This window comes from Synechocystis sp. PCC 6803 substr. PCC-P, assembly GCF_000284455.1.
Classification (GTDB): domain Bacteria; phylum Cyanobacteriota; class Cyanobacteriia; order Cyanobacteriales; family Microcystaceae; genus Synechocystis.
In genome coordinates this window covers 880,318-903,360 of the sequence record NC_017039.1, presented here as the reverse complement: position 1 = coordinate 903,360, position 23,043 = coordinate 880,318, and the positions used below count along the sequence as shown (strand labels likewise).

General features: G+C 46.4%; 18 protein-coding genes. All 18 read right to left on the bottom strand.

Annotated elements, in window-relative coordinates; translation table 11 throughout:
• Positions 1–50: 50 nt before the first annotated feature.
• The gene (locus SYNPCCP_RS04230) at positions 51–719 is read right to left on the bottom strand and encodes a hypothetical protein (RefSeq protein WP_010872027.1); all 669 of its coding nucleotides are present in this window, start codon (positions 717–719) and stop codon (positions 51–53) included.
• A 71-nt stretch (positions 720–790) separates the two neighbouring features.
• Positions 791–1,909 carry a response regulator gene (locus SYNPCCP_RS04225; protein WP_010872026.1) on the bottom strand — a complete coding sequence of 373 codons (1,119 nt, stop codon included), beginning with the start codon at positions 1,907–1,909 and terminating at the stop codon, positions 791–793.
• 534 nt (positions 1,910–2,443) lie between these two features.
• Positions 2,444–3,169 carry a response regulator transcription factor gene (locus SYNPCCP_RS04220; RefSeq protein WP_010872025.1) on the bottom strand — a complete coding sequence of 242 codons (726 nt, stop codon included), beginning with the start codon at positions 3,167–3,169 and terminating at the stop codon, positions 2,444–2,446.
• A gap of 48 nt (positions 3,170–3,217) precedes the next feature.
• Positions 3,218–5,752, bottom strand: a complete 2,535-nt coding sequence (locus SYNPCCP_RS04215; protein ID WP_010872024.1) for a PAS domain S-box protein — start codon at positions 5,750–5,752, stop codon at positions 3,218–3,220.
• A 91-nt stretch (positions 5,753–5,843) separates the two neighbouring features.
• Positions 5,844–9,122: a cobaltochelatase subunit CobN gene (gene cobN, locus SYNPCCP_RS04210; protein ID WP_010872023.1), complete on the bottom strand. Its 3,279-nt coding sequence runs from the start codon at positions 9,120–9,122 to the stop codon at positions 5,844–5,846.
• A gap of 11 nt (positions 9,123–9,133) precedes the next feature.
• The gene (locus SYNPCCP_RS04205) at positions 9,134–9,523 is read right to left on the bottom strand and encodes a DUF5615 family PIN-like protein (RefSeq protein WP_010872022.1); all 390 of its coding nucleotides are present in this window, start codon (positions 9,521–9,523) and stop codon (positions 9,134–9,136) included.
• Positions 9,516–9,821, bottom strand: coding sequence for a DUF433 domain-containing protein (locus SYNPCCP_RS04200; protein ID WP_228670069.1), 306 nt, complete (start codon positions 9,819–9,821; stop codon positions 9,516–9,518). The genes SYNPCCP_RS04205 and SYNPCCP_RS04200 overlap by 8 nt, the downstream gene beginning before the upstream one ends.
• Positions 9,822–9,856: 35 nt before the next feature.
• Positions 9,857–11,830, bottom strand: coding sequence for a bifunctional aldolase/short-chain dehydrogenase (locus SYNPCCP_RS04195; protein WP_010872020.1), 1,974 nt, complete (start codon positions 11,828–11,830; stop codon positions 9,857–9,859).
• Between the two features lie 251 nt (positions 11,831–12,081).
• The gene (locus SYNPCCP_RS04190; protein ID WP_010872019.1) at positions 12,082–12,279 is read right to left on the bottom strand and encodes a hypothetical protein; all 198 of its coding nucleotides are present in this window, start codon (positions 12,277–12,279) and stop codon (positions 12,082–12,084) included.
• Between the two features lie 221 nt (positions 12,280–12,500).
• Complete coding sequence (locus SYNPCCP_RS04185; protein WP_010872018.1) at positions 12,501–14,045, bottom strand: efflux RND transporter periplasmic adaptor subunit; 1,545 nt, start codon at positions 14,043–14,045, stop codon at positions 12,501–12,503.
• A 67-nt stretch (positions 14,046–14,112) separates the two neighbouring features.
• On the bottom strand, positions 14,113–14,835 hold the full coding sequence (locus tag SYNPCCP_RS04180; RefSeq protein ID WP_020861545.1) for a DUF1997 domain-containing protein: 723 nt from the start codon (positions 14,833–14,835) through the stop codon (positions 14,113–14,115).
• A 186-nt stretch (positions 14,836–15,021) separates the two neighbouring features.
• Positions 15,022–15,375 carry a Rieske (2Fe-2S) protein gene (locus SYNPCCP_RS04175; protein WP_014407084.1) on the bottom strand — a complete coding sequence of 118 codons (354 nt, stop codon included), beginning with the start codon at positions 15,373–15,375 and terminating at the stop codon, positions 15,022–15,024.
• Positions 15,376–15,563: 188 nt separating this feature from the next.
• Positions 15,564–16,823 carry an HhoA/HhoB/HtrA family serine endopeptidase gene (locus SYNPCCP_RS04170; protein WP_014407083.1) on the bottom strand — a complete coding sequence of 420 codons (1,260 nt, stop codon included), beginning with the start codon at positions 16,821–16,823 and terminating at the stop codon, positions 15,564–15,566.
• A gap of 204 nt (positions 16,824–17,027) precedes the next feature.
• Positions 17,028–17,465 (bottom strand): DUF29 domain-containing protein, encoded by a 438-nt coding sequence (locus SYNPCCP_RS04165; RefSeq protein ID WP_010872014.1) that lies wholly within the window; start codon positions 17,463–17,465, stop codon positions 17,028–17,030.
• Between the two features lie 109 nt (positions 17,466–17,574).
• Positions 17,575–18,471 carry a carbohydrate ABC transporter permease gene (locus SYNPCCP_RS04160; RefSeq protein ID WP_010872013.1) on the bottom strand — a complete coding sequence of 299 codons (897 nt, stop codon included), beginning with the start codon at positions 18,469–18,471 and terminating at the stop codon, positions 17,575–17,577.
• Positions 18,472–18,586: 115 nt separating this feature from the next.
• Complete coding sequence (urtC, locus tag SYNPCCP_RS04155) at positions 18,587–19,819, bottom strand: urea ABC transporter permease subunit UrtC (protein ID WP_010872012.1); 1,233 nt, start codon at positions 19,817–19,819, stop codon at positions 18,587–18,589.
• 97 nt (positions 19,820–19,916) lie between these two features.
• Entirely contained in the window at positions 19,917–21,083 is a 1,167-nt protein-coding gene (locus tag SYNPCCP_RS04150) for a branched-chain amino acid ABC transporter permease (protein ID WP_010872011.1), read from the bottom strand.
• Positions 21,084–21,267: 184 nt separating this feature from the next.
• Complete coding sequence (gene mutL / locus SYNPCCP_RS04145; protein WP_020861544.1) at positions 21,268–23,028, bottom strand: DNA mismatch repair endonuclease MutL; 1,761 nt, start codon at positions 23,026–23,028, stop codon at positions 21,268–21,270.
• Positions 23,029–23,043 lie beyond the last annotated feature (15 nt).

The window sequence follows — 23,043 nt, the reverse complement described above, 5'->3', positions numbered from 1 at the left end:
TTTAGCGTTTTTTCTCCCAAAATGCTCGACCAGAGGCAATGAACAAGGTCTTAGGATATTTGGTCTTTGACTACAAAATTGGGACGGATACTTAAATAAGCTAAAGCGCCAAATAGCGGAACTGTACTGCCCAAAACGAGAAGCAAAGAGGGAGAAGCTTTTTGATGCTTCAATTCCTGGGCTAATACCAGCGGAAAAGCCAGGGTCAAGCAGAGAAAATCACTGCTCATCACGGCGATGAATTGGTTTGTTTGCAATTGTTGTCCATAATCAGCCCAATCCCCCCTAAACACAGCACCGGATACACAGGCGATCGCCAACAGGAATAAAACTCGCCCTAACCAGGGAGAGCGCCAGAATTTAGTCAGTTTTGATGATCCCAAGTTCGATGGTGCGGGATCAGTTGGTGCCGTCGGTGGCCAGAAAACCAAATAGGGCAGTAGGGCAAAGGCTCCCAAAAAGAACGACCCCGCCACAAAGGGCCAAGCAGGAAATTTTCTTCCTTGGCGATCGCCTAATAGCATAGCGGCATAGGTCATGGGCCAAATACCCATCAGATTAAACAGGGCAATAATCACCGGGTTAATGTCCTGCCACTGCCCCAGGGAAAGGGATTTTATCAAAACTAAAGTTTGGGGATTGCTGGGGGGAGCAAAACCAAAGGCAAAAATTACCAATGCCAACCACAGGCAAGCCAACGCTAAACGGTTTAAGACCACAGCAACAGGCCCCAGACAAATTTGGAATCACTCAATCACAATAAAATCTACCACAGATTACAAAGTTCCCTCTAGGGACAAAGAACAGGGACAGAATCTAAATAGTTTTTTCTGACTTGCAGTAATTCCTGGGATAAAAACTGTTTATTGATCTGTCCGGAGGCTTTCGCTAACCGCCCTTGAATTTGCTCCATTACCCCGTCATTTTGGTTGAGTAAAATAATGGGAGTTTCCCTCACAGCAGAAGATTTTCGCAACAAACGGCAAAGCTCATAACCACTGATCTCCGGCATCTCAGCGTCAATTAGAATCAATTGGGGATTATGGCTGATGGCGGCCGCCAAAGCGTGGCAGGGATCGTCAATGCAAACCACTTTAAAACCCCGCTGACCTAAAATTTCTCGCACAATTTTCTGTACAGAAGGACGATTGTTGACGGAAATCACCACGGGGAAGTTGGCATCGTCAACTGAAATTTCTTGATAGGGCAACATTTTGATTTCTCCCGATTTAACCCGTGGATAAAATAACAAAGCCAACTCTAAAACACTGCTGTTAGTTTTTCGGGCCAGCTCATACAAACAAGACAAGTTTCCCAAGCCTTCCAATAAATGCTCACACCACTGTTCACTGCGGCGATAGCTCAAATTCAGCATCGTTTTCACTTCCTGCCAATCCTCCACCAAGGGACGCTGGAAAGGTGAATTGATCTGGGGATATAACTCTCCCCAATATCTAATTTTATGTTCCACCGATTGGGTGGTTTTAGCTAATTCTAAATTCAGAAATAGGTCTTTAATGCTATCTTCTTGCTCAAAGTGACATTGGGTCATAGGAATAGACAAAAAGTGCACCAATGCTTCCTGGGTAAACTGGGTTAAAATTGAGCGAGTTTGCTGAAAAGAAATCAGTTCTTGTTTCCAAAGATCACAGATATATTTATAGTCATCTGAGATTTGGGAAGGCAGGCTAATTTTATTTTCGTTCAGGTAATTACCCAGGAGATATCTGACTCTTTGCATTCCCCCTACACCACTGTTGGCAAAATTGATTTTCCCTTTGCCAAGATAGACCTGCCAGGTGACCAACTCATCGAGGGGATTGGATACCGTTAGTCTCCCGGTAGCTTTTTCCTTAATTAAGGTTTGCAGGAATTGGCCAGGAATTTGGCGGGTGATCACAGCAGTCATGGGAAACTCCTTTGCATGTTTGGAAAGATAAACTTTAACAGTGTTCGGTTAATGCTGTTGTCAGTGGGATAAGGAGACCTAGGGCCGAGTAATTCCCTTGTTTTAACTGTCAGTTGTGATTGACATGGGAGGAAATGCTCAATGCCCCAGGCATTGCTCCAAACAGTGACCCGTAGGACTGACCAGAGAAGGATTCAAGGAAGATGACTGGTGTTTGCTGCTAGTTGGGGTACCAAAAGGCATCGACTTAGCCAAGGTTTGGTGGCCAAGGGTAACTCTCGCTATCCAAGGCCTAGAAGCAAAAATGTCGGTTAGGATTCAAACCTGCAAGAACTTGCCTAAAAATAAGCGGGTAGGAGTAGGTCTAATCCTTGGCAAGGTTGGGATTTGAGCCAATGGCATTCGCAGCCCGTCGCTCACCAGCACAGTCCCATCCTAGGAAAAATTCCCAACCCTGTCCTGGTCGATTTTTGACAAACTAGTTGATTTTTGACATCGATTTTATTTTTTCGCCCGGATCTTGCTTGGAAACTGCTAGCGACTACGATATTCTTTCGGGGTAATGCCCAAGAGATTACGAAAATGGTGGTTAAGTTGACTGTGGGAACTGAAGCCGCATCTCAAAGCTACTTCGCTAATGGACAATTCTCTTTCCAGTAGTATGGCTTTGGCCCGCTCAACCCGTTGTTGGATAATAAATTGATAGGGGGAACATCCCATTTCCTTTTGGAAAAAGCGACAAAAGTAGGCTGTGCTCATGCCGATCGCCCCGGCCAGAAATTCAACGGTAATTCCTTGGTCGAGATGCTCTTCGATATAGTCCAAAGTCGGTTGCAGGCGATAATGGCCCGTTGACGTGGAGAGGGTATCTTCCTCAGGTTTTCGTTGCTGTTGATGATTGGCTATGGCGATCGCCACGGTGGATAATAGTTGTTCCCGCCGAAAAGGCTTAATCACATAGCCCTGGGGATTGGTTTTCTGGGCCCGCTCCAGGGTTTCCCCATCAGAAAAAGCTGTGAGATAAACAATGGGGATGGAGTAAAGAGATTTTATCCGTTCCGCCACCTCTATCCCGTCGATCTCTCCTTTAATACGAATATCTAGTAAAACTAGATCTGGATAAAACTCAGCAATTTTTTTCAGCGCCGTTGCTCCATCACTGGCGATCACACAAATTTCATAGCCATCACTTTTTAATAATTGGGCAATGTGTTGGGCCACTAGCCTTTCATCCTCTACAATCAGTATTTTGGTTACCATGGTTGCAGTCAAATAATGTTGATTTTCGTTGATTTTTGATGGAGCTAGCTAAAGTGAAAATTCCAACCCAAATTGAGCGCCACCGACATATTCATAGTGCAATTCTCCCTGGAGTTGTTCAGTTAGGCTGTAGATAAGTTGCATGCCCAAACTATCTGTATTTTCCAAATCTATATCCCTGGAAATTCCAACTCCGTTATCCCACACCTGTAAACTATAGTGACTGTTCATTGAAGTGAATTTAATCGAAATTTCCCCTTCCGTCGTTGGGAAAGCATGTTTTAAAGCATTGGAAACTAATTCCTGAATAATTAATCCCAAAGGAATGGACTGCTCTAAAGGAACTTTAACTTGTTCAACCAACAATTTAATTTTAATACTATCAGTATTACAGCCGTAACTTTGGCAGATATTGTGAGTCAAATTTTTAAGATATTGACTAAAATCAATATTAGCTAAGTCTTCACTACGATATAACTGCTCATGAATCAATGCCATGGATTGAATGCGATTCTGGTATTCCTCACTCAATTGCTGGATGGCTGGAGAAGCCTTACTAAATTGCAAATAAAGTAAACTAGACATAATTTGCAAATTGTTTTTAACTCGATGATGAATTTCCTTAAGCAATACTTTTTTTTGCTCTAATTCGTTGGTTAATTGTACAAAAAGCTGATTTTTAGAAGCCAATTCTTGTTGAGCCTGCTCGTACAAAGTAGCCTGTTGGATGGCAATTTCAAACTGATTAGTGATCTGCTTGAGCAGATCAATTTCTGTTTGTTCCCAAACTCTAGAACTGTCACATTGATGAATACACAATAAGCCCCACAAAATGGCATCATTAATTAGTGGTAGCACTAGGTTTGCCCTGACCTGTAGCCTGGCAAGAAAGTCAATGTGGCATTGCCTAAGATGGGACTGGTGAATATCCTCAATGACCTGAATTCTGCCCTGCTGATACCTTTGGGCATAGTTATTACTAAAACAAGTTTCTTCAATTGCACTATTAATGATTGGCTTAAATGGAGCCAATACCGACTCTGCCACAATATTACCAACGGAAAAGTCAGAGTCGGGTGAAAACTGAAAAATAACTACCCGATCTGCTTCCAAAAACTGACGAATTTCCTGCACTACTGTGTTAAAAATAGTTGGCAGATCTAAAGACTGACGGATACGCTGGGTAATTTCCCTTAATAATGATTCGCGGCGGCCTTGCTCATAAAGTCTTTGTTCCTGTTCTTTGCTATCACTAATATCCTGGGCTGTGCCCAAAACCTTAGTAACTTGCCCATAATCATCCCTAGCAAAAACCACTTCCCGAGAACGTAGCCACCGCCAAGAACCATTTTTGTGGCGCATTCGATATTCAGTGGTCAACACTTGGCCTTCCTGGGACTTTTGCCAAAAATTCTTATTTTCGTAAAGGGTTGGGATGTCATCGGGATGCACAATATTTAACAACAGCTCCGTTCCCCCATTTTTAAATTCTTCTGGAGTGTAGCCTAGGATTTCGAAGGATTGATAATTGACATAAATATTTTTCCAAGCAATGGGGTCTAAAATATAAAGAATCTGGGGAGAATAATTAGCTAATTTTTCAATAAAATATTGACTTTCCCGTAGGGCATTTTCCACATCCAATCTGGCGGTAATATCCCTAACAATTTTGGAGGCTCCCACTACATTTTTGTGTTCATCTCGAATGGGAGAAATGGTCAGGGCAACATCAATTTTAGTACCATCTTTACGCTGTCTTTGAGTTTCGTAGGTGTTAATTCTCTGACCTTGGCGGATGCATTCAGCAATAAGGTCTTCTTCCAAGATTAATTCCTCAGGAATAAGTTTGGTGATATGACTTCCAATCATTTCTTCTGCTGTGTAGCCAAATAATCTTTCCGCAGACTCGTTCCAACTGGTGATGTTACCATCTAGGGTTTTACTAATAATTGCGTCCTGGGAAGATTCGACAATAGCAGCCAATTGCGCCAATTGATCTTTATTTTTTTCTAGATCTTCTTTTGCCCGGGTTTTATCTTCAATTTCCTGTTCTAATTGTTGATTTATTTTTGCTAATTGGGTAGTGCGGTCTTCCACTCTTTTTTCAAGATTATTGTTTAACTCCTGCAATGCTATTTCCGCTGTTTGCCTTTCTTTAATTTCTTGATTTAGAGCCAGATTGAGGGTAGCTAATTCCGTGGGGGATTTTAAATTTAGGGCATTGGGTACAATTTGAATTAATTCAAACACAGTGATAATAGAGACGATCGCCATGGAGGCTTTGACTGTACCGGATATCCAATAAATAGGGTACCAAAGGGTGATAATGTCAAAAAAGTGACTGGTGCCACAGCATAAAATAAAAGTACTAAACAGGAAAATAATATTAGGAAAAGGAATATCTTGGCGCTTCCGCAAAAAGTAGAGCAGAGTTAAGGGAATAGAGTAGTAGGCGATCGCCGTGAAAAAATCAGCGCTGACGTGGAGCCAGACCAGGGGAGTTTGCCAAAGGTAGCAATGGCCGTGGGGTATATAGCTGTTGGCTTGGAAAAAATCCCCCAGGGTAAATGCGGTGATTGCCATGGACGTACCTTTAGTTAAATTACTTGAGCAGATTAGGCTGATCAAATACTAAACAATGGTGACTATTTACACCATTCAATATCTAACTAATTTATTTCAGCTTTTCTTGTCTAGGGTAAATTTGACTATTTTCCAAAATTTCTTCCGCACCATGGGCGATCGCCCGCAGTTGATCTAGTAGTTGGGGGTCAACATTGCTCCAGAGTTGTCTTTGCTCTGCTTCCAATAATCTTTCCGCCATGTCCCTTAACGCCCAAGGATTGTGCTGTTGCACAAATTTCTGCACTTCTTCATCCAGTAGGTATGCCTGAGCTATTCCCGTATACATAAAATCCTCCACACAATGGGCAGTGGCATCGTAGGCAAAGAGATAATCTAACGTGGCGGCCATTTCAAACGCCCCCTTATAGCCATGGCGCATTACCCCAGCGATCCATTTAGGATTTACCACCCGAGAACGATAAACCTTGGCAATTTCTTGGGTCAATAACTTCACTTTTGGTTGGGCAGGATTAGAATTATCACCAAAATAAACGGTGGGATTTTTCCCAGTTAATGACCGCACCGCCGCTGTTAATCCCCCCTGAAACTGATAATAATCATCGGAGTCGAGCAAGTCATGTTCTCGATTGTCTTGGTTATGTAAAACAATTTGTAAATTTTGCAGGCGCTGGGCAAATACTTCCGGTTGATTGTGGCCAACGCCCTGGCGATCGTAGGCATAGCAACTCCAATTAAGATAGGCTCGGGCTAAGTCACTATCATCTTGCCAATTTTGCGCTTCAATTAATCCTTGTAAGCCAGCACCATAGGCCCCTGGTTTAGAGCCAAAAATACGATAGGTTGCTTTAGTTACAGCTTCTTCCGTTGCTAAACCTAATTGTTGCCATTGCTCGGTTTCTTGCTTAACTTTTTCTGCTAAAGGATTCAAATTTGCCGGTTCATCCAATTGACTAACAGCGGCGATCGCCTGGTGGAGAAATTCCACCAAGTTGGGGAAACTATCCCGAAAAAATCCAGAAATTCTGATGGTCACATCCACCCGGGGACGTTTTAGTACAGTGGTGGGCAAAATTTCAAAATCAACAATGCGACGGGAAGGGCTATCCCACACTGGTTGTACTCCCAATAGGGCCAGAACCTGGGCAATGTCATCCCCGCCAGTACGCATGGTGGAAGTGCCCCAAATAGAAATAGCTAAAGTTTGGGGATATTCTCCGTGGTCTTGGGTGTACCTTTCAATCAGGGTTTCAGCGGCTCGACGGCCAATGTCCCAAGCCGTTTCTGTGGGAATGGCCCGGATATCCACCGCATAGAAATTCCGTCCCGTTGGCAGTACATCAGGGCGACCACGACTAGGTGCCCCCGCCGGCCCACTGGCAATATATTCCCCATTTAAACCCCGGAGTAAATTAGTGATTTCCTGGGGAGTTTGTTGTAGCATTGGTAAAAGAGTTTGCTCGATATAATCAAGATTAGATTTAGTTTTACTGTCGGGCTTTTGAAAGAATAAATTGACTTTTTGATCGACAATTACTATTTCAAGTAGACTTCCCACTAACTGCTTGGCAATTTCTTCTAAAATTTCAATAACCTGTCCCCCTATCCGACAGGAATTAAATAATTCAATAAATTGGGTTAATTCCCATTGTTGCAACTTCATCTGCATGGTTGACGACAATTGCCATGGTTCATTAGGATCGTCCAAAACCGGATCAAATTCTAGTTCTAAATCAAAGGCGATCGCCTGGGTTAAACCAAGTCTTTGATAGGATGGCGATCGGGCAATACTAATCGCCAAATCCCGCAACTGCTCTCCTGTGGGAGTTTGACCTAAAATATGTAGGCCGTCCCGAATTTGGGCCTCCTTTAGTTCACACAGATAACTATCCGCCGAAGTTAACAAGGGTTGTAAATCCTTCAGGGCCGGAGGGGTTAAACCTAAATCAGTTTGTAAATTGCTGGTTGCCAATAATTTACGGAGGCGATCGCCAATGGTTTTAACACGAGTTGGATCCAAGGCTTGGGCTTCATAATATTCATCAATTAAAGCCTCTAATTTTTCCAAGTCGCCATACAATTCTGCCCTGGTTAAAGGAGGGGTTAAATGATCAATAATACAAGCCTGACTACGGCGTTTAGCTTGGGTTCCTTCCCCTGGATCATTGACAATAAAGGGATAAAAATTAGGTAATGGGCCTAGGGCAATCTCTGGATGGCAATGGTCAGATAAAACAACACTTTTGCCCGGTAACCATTCCAAATTGCCATGTTTACCTAGATGAATTATTGCCTGGGCAGAAAATTCCTGGCGTAACCAAAGATAAAAAGCAAGGTAATGAAGGGTGGGTTCTAAATCCGGCGCATGGTAATTCAAACTAGGATCAAAATCATAGCCCCTAGCCGGTTGAATACCAACGAAAATATTGCCAAATTGGATGCCGCTAATGGCAAATTGATCCGGTAAATTATCCCAATTCTCCCTAACTTGCCACCGCTCTGTCATTGCCTGTTGTACAGACTGGGGCAAACTGTAAAAAAATTGCCATACTTTCTCTGTGACAATGGTTTGATTAACGGTTCGATATTGGGCTAATTCCTGGTCATTGGTTACCCCTTGGGTTAATTGTTTAATTAAAGTTTCAGTGTCTTTAGGAATGGCGGAAAGATGATAACCAGCAATTTTTAAAGCTTCTAAAATTTGTAGACAACTAGCTGGGGTATCCAACCCCACCCCATTAGCCAAACGACCATCTTTGTTAGGGTAATTGGCTAAAATTAGAGCAATTTTCCGTTGGAAAATTTCAGTTTGAGCGCAATTAATGATATTTTTAGTTAGTTCTGCTATCCACTCAACTCGATCCAGCACAGGCTCATAAATTGCCACCTCCGTTTCCAGTTGGGGATGACGGGCTGCCATCGCTTTGAAAGAAATTGCCCTGGTGATAATTCTGCCGTCCACTTCCGGCAAAGCCACATTCATGGCTAAGTCCCGTGGGTTCAGTCCCCGCAACCCTTCCTGCCATTGTTGGCGATCGCCACCACTAAGAATTACCTGGAGCACCGGGACATTTAGTTTTTGCCAGAGGGGAATCATTTCCAGATTGCCGATCTGTCTTTGTAACTTGGCGAGGGAAAAACTAGTGGTGTTTAAAATAGCTCCCAAGGGCTGGTCCAAATTTTCTAGAATAGCTAAAATTTCTGCTTGTACGTCAGGCTCCCGCAGGGAAGACACATAGATAGCAAGGGGATTTAAATTATGTTTTTCTAAAGCTTGACAAAGAGCATCAATGGGAGTTGTATTGCCAGACAAATAATGGGAACGATAAAAAATAATTGCAATAGTCGTAATAGCTTTAAATTGAGGCATCAAACGTATTTTTAACTAGGGTAATACTCTTTAATCGTAAATTGCGGTTGCTTCAATCCAGGTTGATTTTGTTTTAATATTCTGATTAAACGATTATCTAAAGTTTTCTGATTAATTAAAAAATCATGAATTATTGATGCTTGTCCAATCTGATCTCGATCTTCTTTACAAATTATTATGCCTTTGTGTTTTATTCTATTCAAATGTAATTCAATAAAATCATTTCGATTAAATGTAATTACACAACGTCCATCAGTTGTTGCATCTTTCAAAACAGATAAATCAGTAATTCTTTGGTTGGCTCTCCCTGCATCATAGGAAGTCAAAACACTGTAACCTAATTGACGTAGTTGATTAACTAAGCCCAGGGATAAATTTTCGTTGCTATAGAATTTAATCATGATAATTTTCTTGATCTTGGTAATCAATAAGATTATCAATTTCCTGCTGATGAGATTGGTAATATTCTTTGATGGTCAACAAATCAAAGGCAGTTAATCCAGGAAAATCGGCCAGTAACTCCAAATCCGTACCTCCTTGATTGATAAGAGAAATAATTGTCCAGACTGCAATTCGGGTATCCCGAATACAAGCGTGGCCACCGCATACCCCTGGTGTTTTTTTGATCATCTTTGCCATGAGGGTATTTTGAAATAAACTATAATCCTCCACTGGCAATGCAATAACTGCTTCTGCCAAAGACTCTACCAGTCTCCTATTCATAAAAATTCCTCCTAAATAACCCGATCATTGCCGCCATCTAAAGGTAATTGAGCGCCGGTAATTTTACCAAATAAAGGACTAGCCATGGCTGTTACTAATTCCGCCACATCCTGACTGGTAACCTCTACTTTTAATAAATTATTACCTTTATACTCTTCCACTGTTAAACCGTAATGTTTTGCCCTGGCTTCTAGCACTTCCTCTGTCCAAAAACCTGTATCAAATACTCCATTGGGATGAATAGTATTCAGGCGGATATTATCCTTGGCCCATTCCAAGCTTGCCACCCGCATTAATTGATTTAACGCTGCTTTTGACGCTGAATAAGCCGCCAAACCCGGGCCTGGTGCGGTCACATTTTTAGAACCAATTACCACCACTCGCCCTCCCTTAGGCGCTAACTTTAACAGGGGATAACATTCCCGCAGCAGGGTTAAATTGGCATCTAAATTAATGTTTAAAACCTTTTGCCATTCCAACGTGGATAACTCGGCGATCGCCCGGGCCACGGGAAAAATCCCAGCATTAAGCACTAGCATGTCCAAACCGCCAAATTGGGCTATGCCCTGTTCCAGAGCTTGTTTGAAAGCATTGGCATCAGTAAGGTCACATTGAATTCCTAGGAAATCAGGTCGATTGTGGAGTTCACTAATGTTAGGTTGAATATCCAGCGCAATCACCGCCGCCCCCTGTTTAAGTAATTGGGCAACGGAAGCTTTACCAATGCCGGATGCTCCGCCGGTCACCAGGGCCACTTCCCCCGCAAACATGGGAGGATTACCAGCTTGTTTTAATTTGGCCTGTTCCAAATCCCAGTATTCCACCACAAAAATATCCGACTCCGGCAGGGCTTGGTAACCCCCTAACCCCTTGGCCCGCTGAATAATTGCCATGGTGTGCTGATAAATATCCCCGGCGATCGCCGTACTTTTAGCAGAAGTTCCTAGGGTAAGCAGTCCCAGTTCCCGATCAAGGATAATGCGGGGGGCAGGGTCAAGCATGGTTTTGACTTCCCCACTTTTACCGTCGTTGCGCTGAAAATATTCCTGATACTTTTTGGCATAATCTGCCACATCTCGACCCAGTTGAGGTAAACGTTTGGTGCGGATTACATGATCCGGAGTGGCCGGGCCTTGCTGGCTAATATGGGCTAAATCCGGCCTTTGGCTAAAACTTAAACTAGCTTCATCTTGATATTGCCGCATTACCAAGGGAAAACCCGCTATTTTGCTAGCATCACAACGTAATTGGGCCAATGCCAATCTATTTTCCGTAGTTGATTTTTGCGGCTGGCCATAACTAATCTGCCATACCCCTTGATTTTTTAGATATTCCTCTGCTTCGTTCACTAAACTAATCATGCCTTCGTAGGCTTCCCGGGCGATGGCACCAAAGGAAAAAATGCCATGGTTCATTAATACCATACCCACTGTTCCCCCATGGGCTTCGGCGGCGAATTTTTCCGCACATACCCGGGCCAAGTCGAATCCCGGCATCACGTAGGGAATAATCACCAGGTGATCGCCGTAAATTTCTCGAATTCTTTCCTCCCCATTGGCCGTATTAGTAATGGTCACCACTGCATCAGCGTGGGTATGGTCCACATATTTAAACGGCAAAATAGCGTGGAGAATGGTTTCCACCGAAGGGCTGGGGGCACTGGCCAGGGTCATCTGGGTTTTCAATTCATTGACCATCTGGCGATCGGATAATTGCGTCAACTTAGACAGCTTGAGCAAATGGGGCATTCTCACTGGGGCAAACCCCGCCGCCTCAATGGTGGCCAAATCCCAACCACTACCCTTGACATAGAGAATATCTTCCTTCTCCCCCACCAAATTAGTTACCTGGCATTTCACCGAGGTATTGCCGCCGCCATGGAGCACTAGGGATGGTTCCCGGCCCAGCAAACGGGATGTATAGACCCGTTGGGGTAAATCCCCTTGGTATTGGTTGGCTTCCTGGTCATCCCATAAACTCTTCATAACGCCTCCGGTCAATTGCTGGGGTTGCTGTTGCTACCAAGGCTATTATCCCTGCTTTCGGTCTGGGACAATTGTGACTGTTTTCTTGGCAAGTCAGAGACGTTGCATATCCAGATAAAGTAATCCCCCCATGGACGTAGAGTTAGGGGGGAAATTTCCGGATAAGCTTTCGGGGAATACGCAGTCGGAGGATATCAATCTAACAAGGCTTACACCGACTCAGTTTGGCAAGAATTATTGAAAACGAAGAGTTAGGCCAATAAACCGAGGGTTTTGCCGTTGGACTTAGCTAAACGGATTAAATTTTGGCGCTGTTTGGCATCGATGCCCACCCGGTTACAAAAGTTGGTGATGGTCTGGCAGTGGAGGGCAATCGCCTTACCGCGGATCTGATTGAACTTAGCTTTGCCTAACTGTTGACGAACCAAGATAACGATGGGGGCGAACATGGCAGTGACTCCTAAATTCCTACGAGCAATCAAGAAAAACAATTATTTCTGGGGCATTGGCTTCCTTATGGGGGAAACTTTCTTTGCCTTATGTAAATAAATGTAACAGTTTTGTAAATTTTTGTAAAGCAAAGTTGACAAGGAGTTTTTTTATCGTTACTGGTCGCAATAAAAAAGGAGCCTGTTGGGGCTCCCTTGGCGTTAGATGCGGTTTGGCTTGATCAATTGTCCGACTCGGTGGAGTCCTCCGGCGGATTGAGGGCATCTTGACTGTCTTCCGGTAAATCGATGAATACCCGTTCCTTGGGCTCTAATCCCCTAAGAATTTGGGTTTTGTCATCCAATACCAGGCCAATGGTGACGGGCCTAAACTGGGGCTTATCCTCTGCATCGGGCACCATCACCCCAGTTCTTCCCCCCACGGTAACAATGGCCACGGTGGGTACAGTCAAGGCATTGGCCAACCTGTCCCCCTTGAAGACCACATCCACATTCATTTTTGAGCGCAATTGTTCCTGGCCGGTGGCTAAGCCAATGGTGACCTCAAAGGACGTGACGTTATTCTCCACAATGGCTTCAGGGGCCACCCGGATTACCCGGCCGGTAAAGGTTTCATTGGGAAAGGCATCGGCCACAATATCCACCATTTGTCCGGGACGGAGAGCGGAAATATCTACTTCCGGTACCCTGGCCACTACTTCTAGGCCCTGGGCTAGGGCCACAATGGAAGTGGACGTGGCGGAAGCTGTGCTGGAAGCGGAGGTGGTGGGAGTAACAAAGGAACCCACTGTGGCAAATTTTTGCGTGATGATGCCGTCAAAGGGAGCCACGATGAAAGTATCCTCATAGGCAATTTTGCTCCGCATTAGTTGGGCTTCGGCTTGGGAAGCGGCGGCCTGGAGGGTGGCCAATTCCGTTTCAGCGGTACCTTGTCTTTCCCTTAGTTGGGCCATTTGGGCCGCTACCCCCTGTTCTGCCTCGGCGATCGCCCCTTGGAGTTGGACAATTTCTTGCTCAATCTGTCCCACTTCGGGGGAAGCGGTAGTTCTGGCATTATTCAAGCGACTTTGGGCTTCAAACAGGCCGGCTTGGGCATTTAAAAACTCGTTGGAGAGTTCATCGTACTGATCCTGGGTAATGGCCCCTTCCTGGAGGAGGCTTTGATTACGATTGCGACGATTTTCCGCTAGCTTGAGGCGAGATTCTGCCGAAGCCACCTGGGCCCGCAATTGGTCAATGTTACTGGGAATGCGCGATTGGGCTTGTTCTAAGCGAGCTTGGGCACTGGCCAGTTGGGATTGGGCCTGGGCAATGCGGGTACGACCTTGATTCACTTGGGCCCGCAGTTGGTCAATTTCGGCGGGAATTCTGATGCGGGCCTGTTCGTAGCGGGCGATCGCCTCCCGCAAACGGGCTTCTGATTGCTTACCGTCGGCAAAAAATTCCTGATTTTCCATCACCGCAATGCGATCGCCTTTTTTGACCACATCCCCCTGCTCGACAAAAAGCCGTACCAAACGCCCGGGAGCCTTGGGGCTAATATTGACGGTTTGCTGGGGTTGCACCGTGCCGCTGGCCTTAATCTCCACCTCCAGGGGAGACTCCGTGGCCATGACCGTGTATTTATCCAATTCCGACTGGCGGGAAGGGCCATAGGCCGAACGGTAAGCAAAAATTCCCACCACCAGGATCCCTAGCCCCAACAAACTGAGCAGAATAGGCAGGGGTTTTTTCATTGATTGGACAAGGGGCATGGCCATGGGCACTAAAAAATTGGTCTGTTGATCTTTAAGGTAATTTAGGTAATCCCCCAAACCATTTGGTCAGGACAGATTAAGATTCGACTTCCGTTTCCGTCTCTGACTCAGATTGTTCTTCCCCCGCTGGCCTGATCCGCTGGAAATAACGGCCACTTTTGGGCGGTAGGGGTAGGCCTTTTTCCTGATGAAAATCCTGCTGTACTTTATAAGTTAAACGGGGGGACACTTGGCGGACAATTTCTGTCAACAGGCGATCGCCAGTGGATTGAATCAACTTCATGGGCAGTTTGTAGATATAGCCAGGGAACTGCACCGCCACATCCATTTTCAAGTCCCATTCCACCTGGGTAATGGTTTCCGGCCAGGGGATTTCCGCCTGGGCAAACTGTTTTAAACTTTTCTCCGTCAGGCGATCGCCATTGACTTGATGCAGAGTCATGTTAGAAAGAAAATCCACTTCATAACCCAGATTGGGGGTATCGGGCAAAGGAACCGTATGCATCAGGTAATTGCCATCCTGGGGCGGTTCCAGCACCACCGCAATTTTGGGCTCCACATCAAAACCCAAAGCACCAAACTTACCAATGGTCAACACATATCCATGGTCCCCCAAAGGATCGGCTTGCATAGGCTGGGCACAGCGACGGAACCAACCTTGGTGGGCCTGTAGATAGTCGTCCACTTCTTGACCGGGGGCAAACATTTCCATTCTGCCCTGGAAATGGGTTTGGAAATGTACAGGGGGAAAGCCATTGTCCTGGGGGTCAACGGGTAGGGGTTGGGAATTATGGGTCAAGGCAATGTGAATTCAATAAAAACTATTGTGAACCAGGATTTCAGGTGAGATTGTCCCAGAACCTAGCTATTTGATTCTAGACACTAGACAGATTAATCAAAATCCCCCAAAGTTTGAGGGATTAAGAAAAACCATTTAGATCAAAAATATAGTCTTGTCTGCTCTGCAAAGGGTTCAACTGAGCGATCAGGCGCCTAAATCCACCTGTACTTCTCCATTTTCCACCCGCACAGGGAACACCGGCAGGGGCTTTTCCGCCGACATTTTGCCCATCAAACCCCCCACCACAGGTGGAAAGGGACTCCATTCCTGCACAGCACCGGAACAAAGATCGAAGGCACTGCGGTGGAAAGGACAAACAATCGCCCCGTCCTTAATTTTGCCGCTTTTCATCGGTAATTTGAGATGGGGGCACTGGTTACTAACTGCGTGGATAGTACCCCCTTCATTCAGCAACAGAATAGCCTGTTGGTTTACCTTAACCACTTGACGACTACCGGGGGGAAGCTCACTTTGGGCGAGGGCTTTGGTCCAAACCATAATTTTAGTTAAATCTAAAAAATCAAAGTTAAAAAGGATTGGGAACCGGTTTACACCTACAAACCCCCCAGGTTGGCCAGAGCTTCCTTGGGGAGGGTGAGGGGCAACTTGAATTTTTGCCAACGGGCCCTGATCCAACATCCTAAAAGTTTAGGAGAAAAACCCCCGTTTGTCCTAGTAATGGGCGTTTATTGGGGAGGGGCGCTGGGCAGGGCACCAATGGTGACGGTTAAATTTTGCTGTTGGCCGTTGCGGAGAATGCCTAGTTCCACTTCGTCTCCCACCGCCAGTTTGCCCACTAGGGATTGTACCTGTTCAGCATTTTCCACTGGTTGTCCCTGGAGAGATTGGAGCACATCCCCTTGTTCCAGTTTGGCGATCGCCGCTGGAGAGTTGGGCATAACCTGCATAATCACTACACCCTTATCCACAGGAATGTTCATACCCGTTTCTTGGCGAATTTGGCTTTGTAGTTCCGGGGTCATGGTCACCATTTGAATGCCGAGGTAGGCGTGCTCCACTTTGCCCGTAGCAATTAACTGTTGAGCAATTTCCTGGGCTTTGTTGATGGGGATAGCAAAACCAATGCCCTGGGCGTTTTGAATAATGGCGGTGTTCATACCAATTACTTGCCCATCCGCATTGAGGAGAGGACCACCAGAGTTACCAGGGTTAATGGCCGCATCGGTTTGGATAAATTCCACCCGTTTGTCGGGCACACCAATATCCGCACTGCGGCGGCCTGTGGCACTCAAAATCCCTGTGGTGACCGTATTGTCCAATCCTAAAGGATTACCAATGGCGATCGCCCATTCCCCCACCTGCAGGTGATCGGAGTCCCCTAAGGCCACGGTAGGTAAATCACCAGCTTCAATTTTGACCACCGCCACATCCGTAGAGGGATCAGAACCCATCACCCGACCGGGAAAGGAACGACCATCCTTAAGAGTTACTGTCACTTCATCGGCCCCATCCACCACATGGGCATTGGTGAAAATCTTGCCATCATTACTAACAATGAAACCGGAGCCCGTTCCCCGTTGCACCCGTTCGTTGGGCATGGGGGGCATCTGGGAACCAAAAAATCTTTGCAAGAAGGGATCATTAAATGCCTGGGGCACCTGGGATTTAACCGTTTTTTGGGCATTGATACGCACCACCGCGGGGCCGGTGGATTCCACCACGTCCACGACAAAATTGCTGGGCTCTCTAGGGGATAAACGACTTTGTAAGTTCGTTGCTAAGCTCTCATTGGCAGGAGCAATGGATTGATTAGTTACTAAGGGAGAAATAACAGAATTATTTGTTAAATGATCCGCCCATTGGGGATTAGTTAAGACAAATGTCCCCCCAGCACCAATGCCCATACCCACCAGGACTAGCCCCAGGTAGGCCAAGGAAATTTTAGAAGGGGTCTGTTTGGGAGAATGGAGGGAAACGTCTTTCATGGCTTGATGACACTTATTTGCTGAACTGTTGCTTAAAACAAATCTGGGAAAAAAGTCAGCCCGGTGAGGAGCAATTGGGAAAACGGCTTGGGCTGACATTTATTAATGTAGGGGACGAGTATGACAGGGCTATGACGACGGTATGAAATTTTTGTGTCAGTTTTTCAGGACAAGGTCATTGTTTTAGAGGGCTTTTTTTTGTATTTATTCTGATTTTGGAAAAAAGTCGGGGTCTAGGATCTGAGCTTGGGTGTAGGGGGATTCTTTGGGGAAGTTGTCGGGGGTTAGTTTTGTTTCCTGGGCTGCATCCTTTCGGGCATCTTGGTAACAATCGTCTAAGACCTGTTGCAAAAAGGGCTTCAGGCTAGGGCTGTCTTGCAGGATTAGCTTGAGTTGTAAGCGTTGCTCTTTGATGGTGTAGATCCAGCTATTGCTCTGTTTTTCGGGTTGGTGTTGCCATTTCAGTAGGTGAGCCATGAGGACAATTAACCGGCTTCGTACTTCCCTTTTGTTATTCCGTCCCATGGATTCTATTTCTTCAATGAGGTTGTCCAGGTCCAAGCCCTTGATGTCACCACTTTTGAGTTGGTTGACGGTCTGCTCTATCCACAGGTTGAAGTCCGTTTCATACAGTGTTGTCATACTTTTTGCACTTCCTTTTCTTCCACTACGATATGGGGGAATTCCATCATAATGTCCTTCTGGATTTGTCCATTTTTTTCAGTCAGGGTCAATATGTCCCCCAAGGGCTTTAGCGGGCCGGTAGGTTACCACCGGAAAGTTTTAAATTAATCACTGAAAAAATGAAAATGACCAAAAATAACACTAGCCCGATCGCCGAAGCGTAATTCATTTCGAGGTCTTGAAAAGCCCGTTCATAGACATAATAAACTACCGTTTTGGAAGCGTTGAGGGGGCCGCCCTGGGTCATGATATACACCTCTTCAAAAACTTTGAGGGCGGAAATGGAAGATAAAACTCCTACTAAGAAACAATAGGGCCGCATGAGGGGAATGGTAATATCCCAATGTTGTCGCCAACCGTCCGCTCCGTCGATCGCCCCGGCTTCATAGAGTTCCTGGGGAATGGCTTGGAGTCCGGCCAGGTAAATGACCATGTAATAACCCAACCCTTTCCACACTGTCACCACCATCACACTCCACAGGGCTAAATTGGGACTGGTGAGCCAAGGAATACCATCGCTAAATCCCAGTAGGGCAAGAATTTGATTCAGGATGCCATTGGAAGCGTAGAGGGCTTTCCAGGCAATGCCTGCCACCACAATAGAGGTAATTACCGGAGTGTAATAGGCCATGCGAAACCAGGTGATGCCCCGCAGTTTTTGGTTGACCAAAATGGCTAGTCCCAGGGGCAACATGATCAGTAAGGGCACAACCCCCACCAGGTAAAGCAAAGTGTGGCGAAAGGTCAGCCAGAAAACCCTATCCCGCCAGAGCCGCTCAAAATTAGCCAGTCCTACCCAGGCCGGGGCTTTGGTCAAGTCCAGTTCGTATTGGGTAAAACTGAGGGAAAAAGCTTGTAGTGCCGGATAGAAAACCGTTGCGCCCAGCATAACCAAAGCGGGCAACAGGAATAAATAGGGGGTGGCTCCCCTAGGCCAACGGCGATCGGACCCAGAAGCAGTCATAGAAGAATCGGGTAGGACTACATCAAACTAACATAACCATTGCTGGCCCTAGGCATAAAGATCCGATTGCTGCCATGACAATGGCCGTGGATAAGCCAAAAGTTTTCGGTGTAGTTTACGGTTCCTTAGACTCTCCTTCAAACTGTTTGCGTTCTTCCTGCACCAAAGGATCTTCTTCCAAACTAGGAAAGGTGGCCAACTGGGGTTTACCTCGGAACAAATTCCTGAGTTGCACAATGCCCTGTTCTTGCCACCAACCGACAATGCCGTTGGGAAGCACAGTAACTACAATCAGGAACAAAGCCCCTTGGAAAAACAGCCAAACCTCGGGAAACTGCTCGCTCAAACTGCTCTGGGCTAGGCGCACCAACAGGGTTCCCAACACAGCCCCCACTAGGGTAGCCCTGCCGCCAACCGCAACCCAAATGACCATTTCAATGGAAAAGGCCACATCCATAATGCTCGGAGTAATAATCCCCGTTTGCACTGTGTATAGCCCCCCCGACAGACCGGCGATCGCCCCGGAAATGCCAAATACCAACACCTTGAAGCCAGTGGGATCGTAACCGGTAAATCTTACCCTGGTTTCATCGTCCCGAATGGCTACGAGGATGCGGCCAAAGCGCCCACTAGTAAGCCAACGGCAAAGAATATAAACCAATAACAGAGCCAGGACGGTGACTTCATAAAATACCAGTTGGACTCCGTCGGAACTGGCTAGGTAACCAAAAATTCTTTCTGTATCAGTTTTTAAGCCATTAGTACCGTTAATTAATTTCTGTTGCCCGTTGAAAAAGTTGTAAAACACCAACAGAGCCGCCTGGGTCAAAATCGAAAAATATACACCCTTGATGCGGTTACGAAAAATTAAATAACCCAACAGGGCGGCGATCGCCCCTGGCACCAACACCATGGCCAATACAGTAACGGGTAACGAATGGAAAGGTTGCCAAATCAGTGGCAGTTTATCCACCCCGTAGAGACCAAAAAATTCAGGTAATTGCCCTTCCGGTAACTGGAGATTGAGATACATGGCAAAGGCATAACCCCCAAGGGCAAAAAATATGCCATGACCTAAACTGAGTAACCCCGTGTAGCCCCAAATTAGGTCAATGCCCAGGGCAATAATAGCCAAAGACAGAAAACGCCCCATCAACCTGAGCCGTAGGAAAGGAAAATTATTCAACAGCCATTGACTTGGGCCTCCATCGGACAAAGATAAAACTGCGATGATCAGGGGAATACAGGCAAAAACCAACACTGACCCGAACAACGCATAGTCATTCCAACCCAACTTCTTCAGCAGTTTGGCCAGGGGAGAACCAGAAGGGGGGGCAGAATTTTGCATAGGGAAATAAAAAAGGCTGAAGCTAAATTTGGTCAGAGGTCAGGCTAGGGGGGGCGAGACAATGGGGCAAAGAAAAATTGCCATTGCCTCCGGGAAGCTACAATTCCGCCGTCCGGCCTTTGGGAGGGAAAATACCCGCTGGCTTGATTTGCAGAAAAAGGATAATCAGGGCGAAGACTAAAACCCTGGCCATACTGGTGGTGGCAAAAAAGGTAAAAAATTCGTACAGAGGTTGCAATGCTCCCTCTGGGGGGAATAAACGAATCAGGGTGCCACTACCAATCAAGTCACTGGATACACCGATCGCCAGGGAAGCAATAATGGTTCCGAGTAGGTTACCTACGCCCCCTACCACCACCACCATGAAGGTATTGATAATGTAGTTTTGACCAATGTTGGGCCCCACCGCCCCCAGAAAACTAATGGCACAGCCTGCAATGCCCGCTAGGCCAGAACCAAGGGCAAAGGTCAAAGCATCCACCTGCCCAGTGGGAATACCCAAACAAGCACTCATACCCCGGTTTTGGGTAACGGCTCGAATTCTCAGTCCCCAATTAGAACGGTAGAAAATTAGATACACCGCCAGTAAACAGAGCAGAGTCAGGAAAATTATAAAAATCCTGGTGTAGGGTACCTGGAAAGTGCCAATGGCAAGCCCCCCCCGCAACCAAGTGGGGGCACTAACATTGACGTTCCTAGCTCCAAACCAAGCCCGATTCCACAGGGGAGAATTGGCCTGGGCCACCACAAAACCACTAATGCCGGAGATCGCCGCTGAGAGAAAGAAAAGGATGACTTGGGCTTTCCCTAACCAAGGTTTGCCACCGGCCTGGCGTTTAATTAACCAGGTGCCACCGAAATATAAAAGCAAAAATATACCCACCACCAGCACCATAATCCAGTTCACACTGCGGACAAACTGTTGCAAAATCAGGCTCACCCCCCAGGTGGCCAGCAATGTTTCCAGCGGTCGGCCGTACAAGTAGCGGATAACCTGTCTTTCCAAAACTAGACCGGCGATCGCCGCCACCAGGAAAGCAACGGGCAGAGCGGCAAAAATGTAGAGGTCAAACCAAGGGTCACCGAGGCTCTGGAAGAGGTTTTGCACCACAAAGGTGCTGTAAGCGCCCAACATCATCAATTCCCCATGGGCCAGGTTAATTACCCCCATCAGACCAAAGACGATCGCCAAACCCAGGGCAGCAATCAGTAACACTGAACTTGTGCTTAAACCGTTAAAAATGCCTTCTAGGAGTACTGACACAATGTTTTCTAGAATTGGAGAAAGGTGGGCCTAATCCAGGCTCAAACCCGCTATTTCCGGGACTTAGTCCGAAAATGCCGTGGGACAAAACCAGGTTAGCCTTTATAGTTAACCCTGCTCCGTTCCATAAATTTGTTACCCGTGATACCAAGAGCGAGCTAAAACGCCAATGGTTGAAGGCGATTCAAGAACCAGAAGTTTTGGGGTTAACCAGCCAATTTCTACGGAAAAAACGAGCCAAGGAAGATTCATCTAAAGCTAAGTAGATGGGCCGACCGTGGGGGCAGGTGTGGGGATTATCACATTGTTGCCATTGCTCAATGAGTTTATTAATGGCAATGCGATCCAATTCCATACCGTTTTTAATGGCACTCCGACAGGCGATCGCCGCTTGGGCGGTGGAGAGGGAAAATACCTGACTCAATTCCCGCAAAATAGCAATGATTTCCTCCTGTCCTTGAAGAAGGGCCGGTAAACTCCGCACAGCCCAAATATCTTCCCCAAAGGGGTCTATTTCCAAGCCTAAATTTTGCAGACGTTCCACCTGTTCTGGGTTAAATCCTTGCAAGACCAGAGGTTGCTCCAGGGGTAAACATTGCCAATGCCGTTGTAACTGCTCAAACAAAACCCGTTCATGGGCCACGTGTTGCTCCACTAACCAAATGCCCTGGTCATGTTCCACCACCACATAGGTCTGGCAAACCTGGGCGATGGCCTTAAAAGCCTTGGGATAGCCCAGCACCGTTTCCGTGAGAGAACTGGCACCTTGTAGTTGATACACTCCCTTGGGTTCAGCGGCCTTGAGCAATTGATTCAGGCGAGGGGGAGCGTCATTGCCCAAAATTGCTAGGCTCTGGTGCAATAAGGTTTTTAGTTGCCCTTGCCAATGGGGTAAATCTTGCAAATAAATTTCTGTTTTTGCGGGGTGACGATGCCAATCGATGCACTGGGGCGGCAATTGCCAATGGGCAAAACACAGGGGATACCGTTGCCGGGGCAGGGTACGGTGAAAAACCGCCAAAATTGTCTGGGTTAATTCCGGCACATTCACAGGACGACCATTAATGGCAATGATTAACCAATCGGGACGGGGACGATGGCAGCGGTCAGGGTAACCAAAGGTCAAGCTTAGCTGGGCCGATGTTGCCTGATTTTCTAGATCAACGGGGAGGGACAGGGATTGTTGAGTGTAACCAAGCTGGCCCGCCTGGAGGGATTTAAGGCATTGCAACAAGATAGCTTCTGGGTTAGGACCGGGGCTAAGGCTCAACCGTAACCGTTCGTCCTGCCACAGTTGCCACGTTACTTGGGGATGGCAGAGGGCTAATTGTTGCAGATAGGTGACCATGGGCCGCCAAAACTGCTGACTTTTAGCAAAGGCCTGCCGACGTTGGGGAAAATTAGCAAACAGTTGCCGCACTTCCACCCTCGTTCCCATGGCGATCGCCACTGGCTCAATCTGTTCTGGTGAACCCTGGGGGCTGTAGGTAATGCGCCAACCACAACCCGGACTGGCCACACTGCGACTGCTAATGGTCAACCGGGCCACCTGGGCCAAACTATGGAGGGCTTCCCCCCGAAAACCTAAAGTTTTAATCCGTTGTAAATCTGCTTGGGTACTAATTTTGCTGGTGGCATGGGGCAATACGCTGGTTTTTAACTCTGTTACATCCATCCCCTGGCCGTTGTCCAACACTTCCAAACGCCACTGATCCCACCAAACACGAACCAAAATCCGATCAGCACCGGCATCCAAGGCATTTTCCACCAATTCCCGCACCACTGCCAAAGGAGAATCAATCACTTCCCCCGCCGCAATTAAATCCACCAACTGGCGATCGAGAACTTGGATCATCGACTTTTCTGCTATGCCCATAAAAAAGAGGGTAGATGATTTTTCTCCCTCTCCGCTTAAAAGCTCGTTAATGGTGTGGTTGATTTGCAAGCCAACAATCTCAAA

Coding starts and splice junctions, on each gene's coding strand:
- SYNPCCP_RS04225 (WP_010872026.1), bottom strand. CDS start 1,909: ATGACTGCTGTGATCACCCGCCAAATTCCTGGCCAATTCCTGCAAACC.
- SYNPCCP_RS04220 (WP_010872025.1), bottom strand. CDS start 3,169: ATGGTAACCAAAATACTGATTGTAGAGGATGAAAGGCTAGTGGCCCAA.
- SYNPCCP_RS04215 (WP_010872024.1), bottom strand. CDS start 5,752: ATGGCAATCACCGCATTTACCCTGGGGGATTTTTTCCAAGCCAACAGC.
- cobN (WP_010872023.1), bottom strand. CDS start 9,122: ATGCCTCAATTTAAAGCTATTACGACTATTGCAATTATTTTTTATCGT.
- SYNPCCP_RS04205 (WP_010872022.1), bottom strand. CDS start 9,523: ATGATTAAATTCTATAGCAACGAAAATTTATCCCTGGGCTTAGTTAAT.
- SYNPCCP_RS04195 (WP_010872020.1), bottom strand. CDS start 11,830: ATGAAGAGTTTATGGGATGACCAGGAAGCCAACCAATACCAAGGGGAT.
- SYNPCCP_RS04190 (WP_010872019.1), bottom strand. CDS start 12,279: ATGTTCGCCCCCATCGTTATCTTGGTTCGTCAACAGTTAGGCAAAGCT.
- SYNPCCP_RS04175 (WP_014407084.1), bottom strand. CDS start 15,375: ATGGTTTGGACCAAAGCCCTCGCCCAAAGTGAGCTTCCCCCCGGTAGT.
- SYNPCCP_RS04170 (WP_014407083.1), bottom strand. CDS start 16,823: ATGAAAGACGTTTCCCTCCATTCTCCCAAACAGACCCCTTCTAAAATT.
- SYNPCCP_RS04165 (WP_010872014.1), bottom strand. CDS start 17,465: ATGACAACACTGTATGAAACGGACTTCAACCTGTGGATAGAGCAGACC.
- SYNPCCP_RS04160 (WP_010872013.1), bottom strand. CDS start 18,471: ATGACTGCTTCTGGGTCCGATCGCCGTTGGCCTAGGGGAGCCACCCCC.
- urtC (WP_010872012.1), bottom strand. CDS start 19,819: ATGCAAAATTCTGCCCCCCCTTCTGGTTCTCCCCTGGCCAAACTGCTG.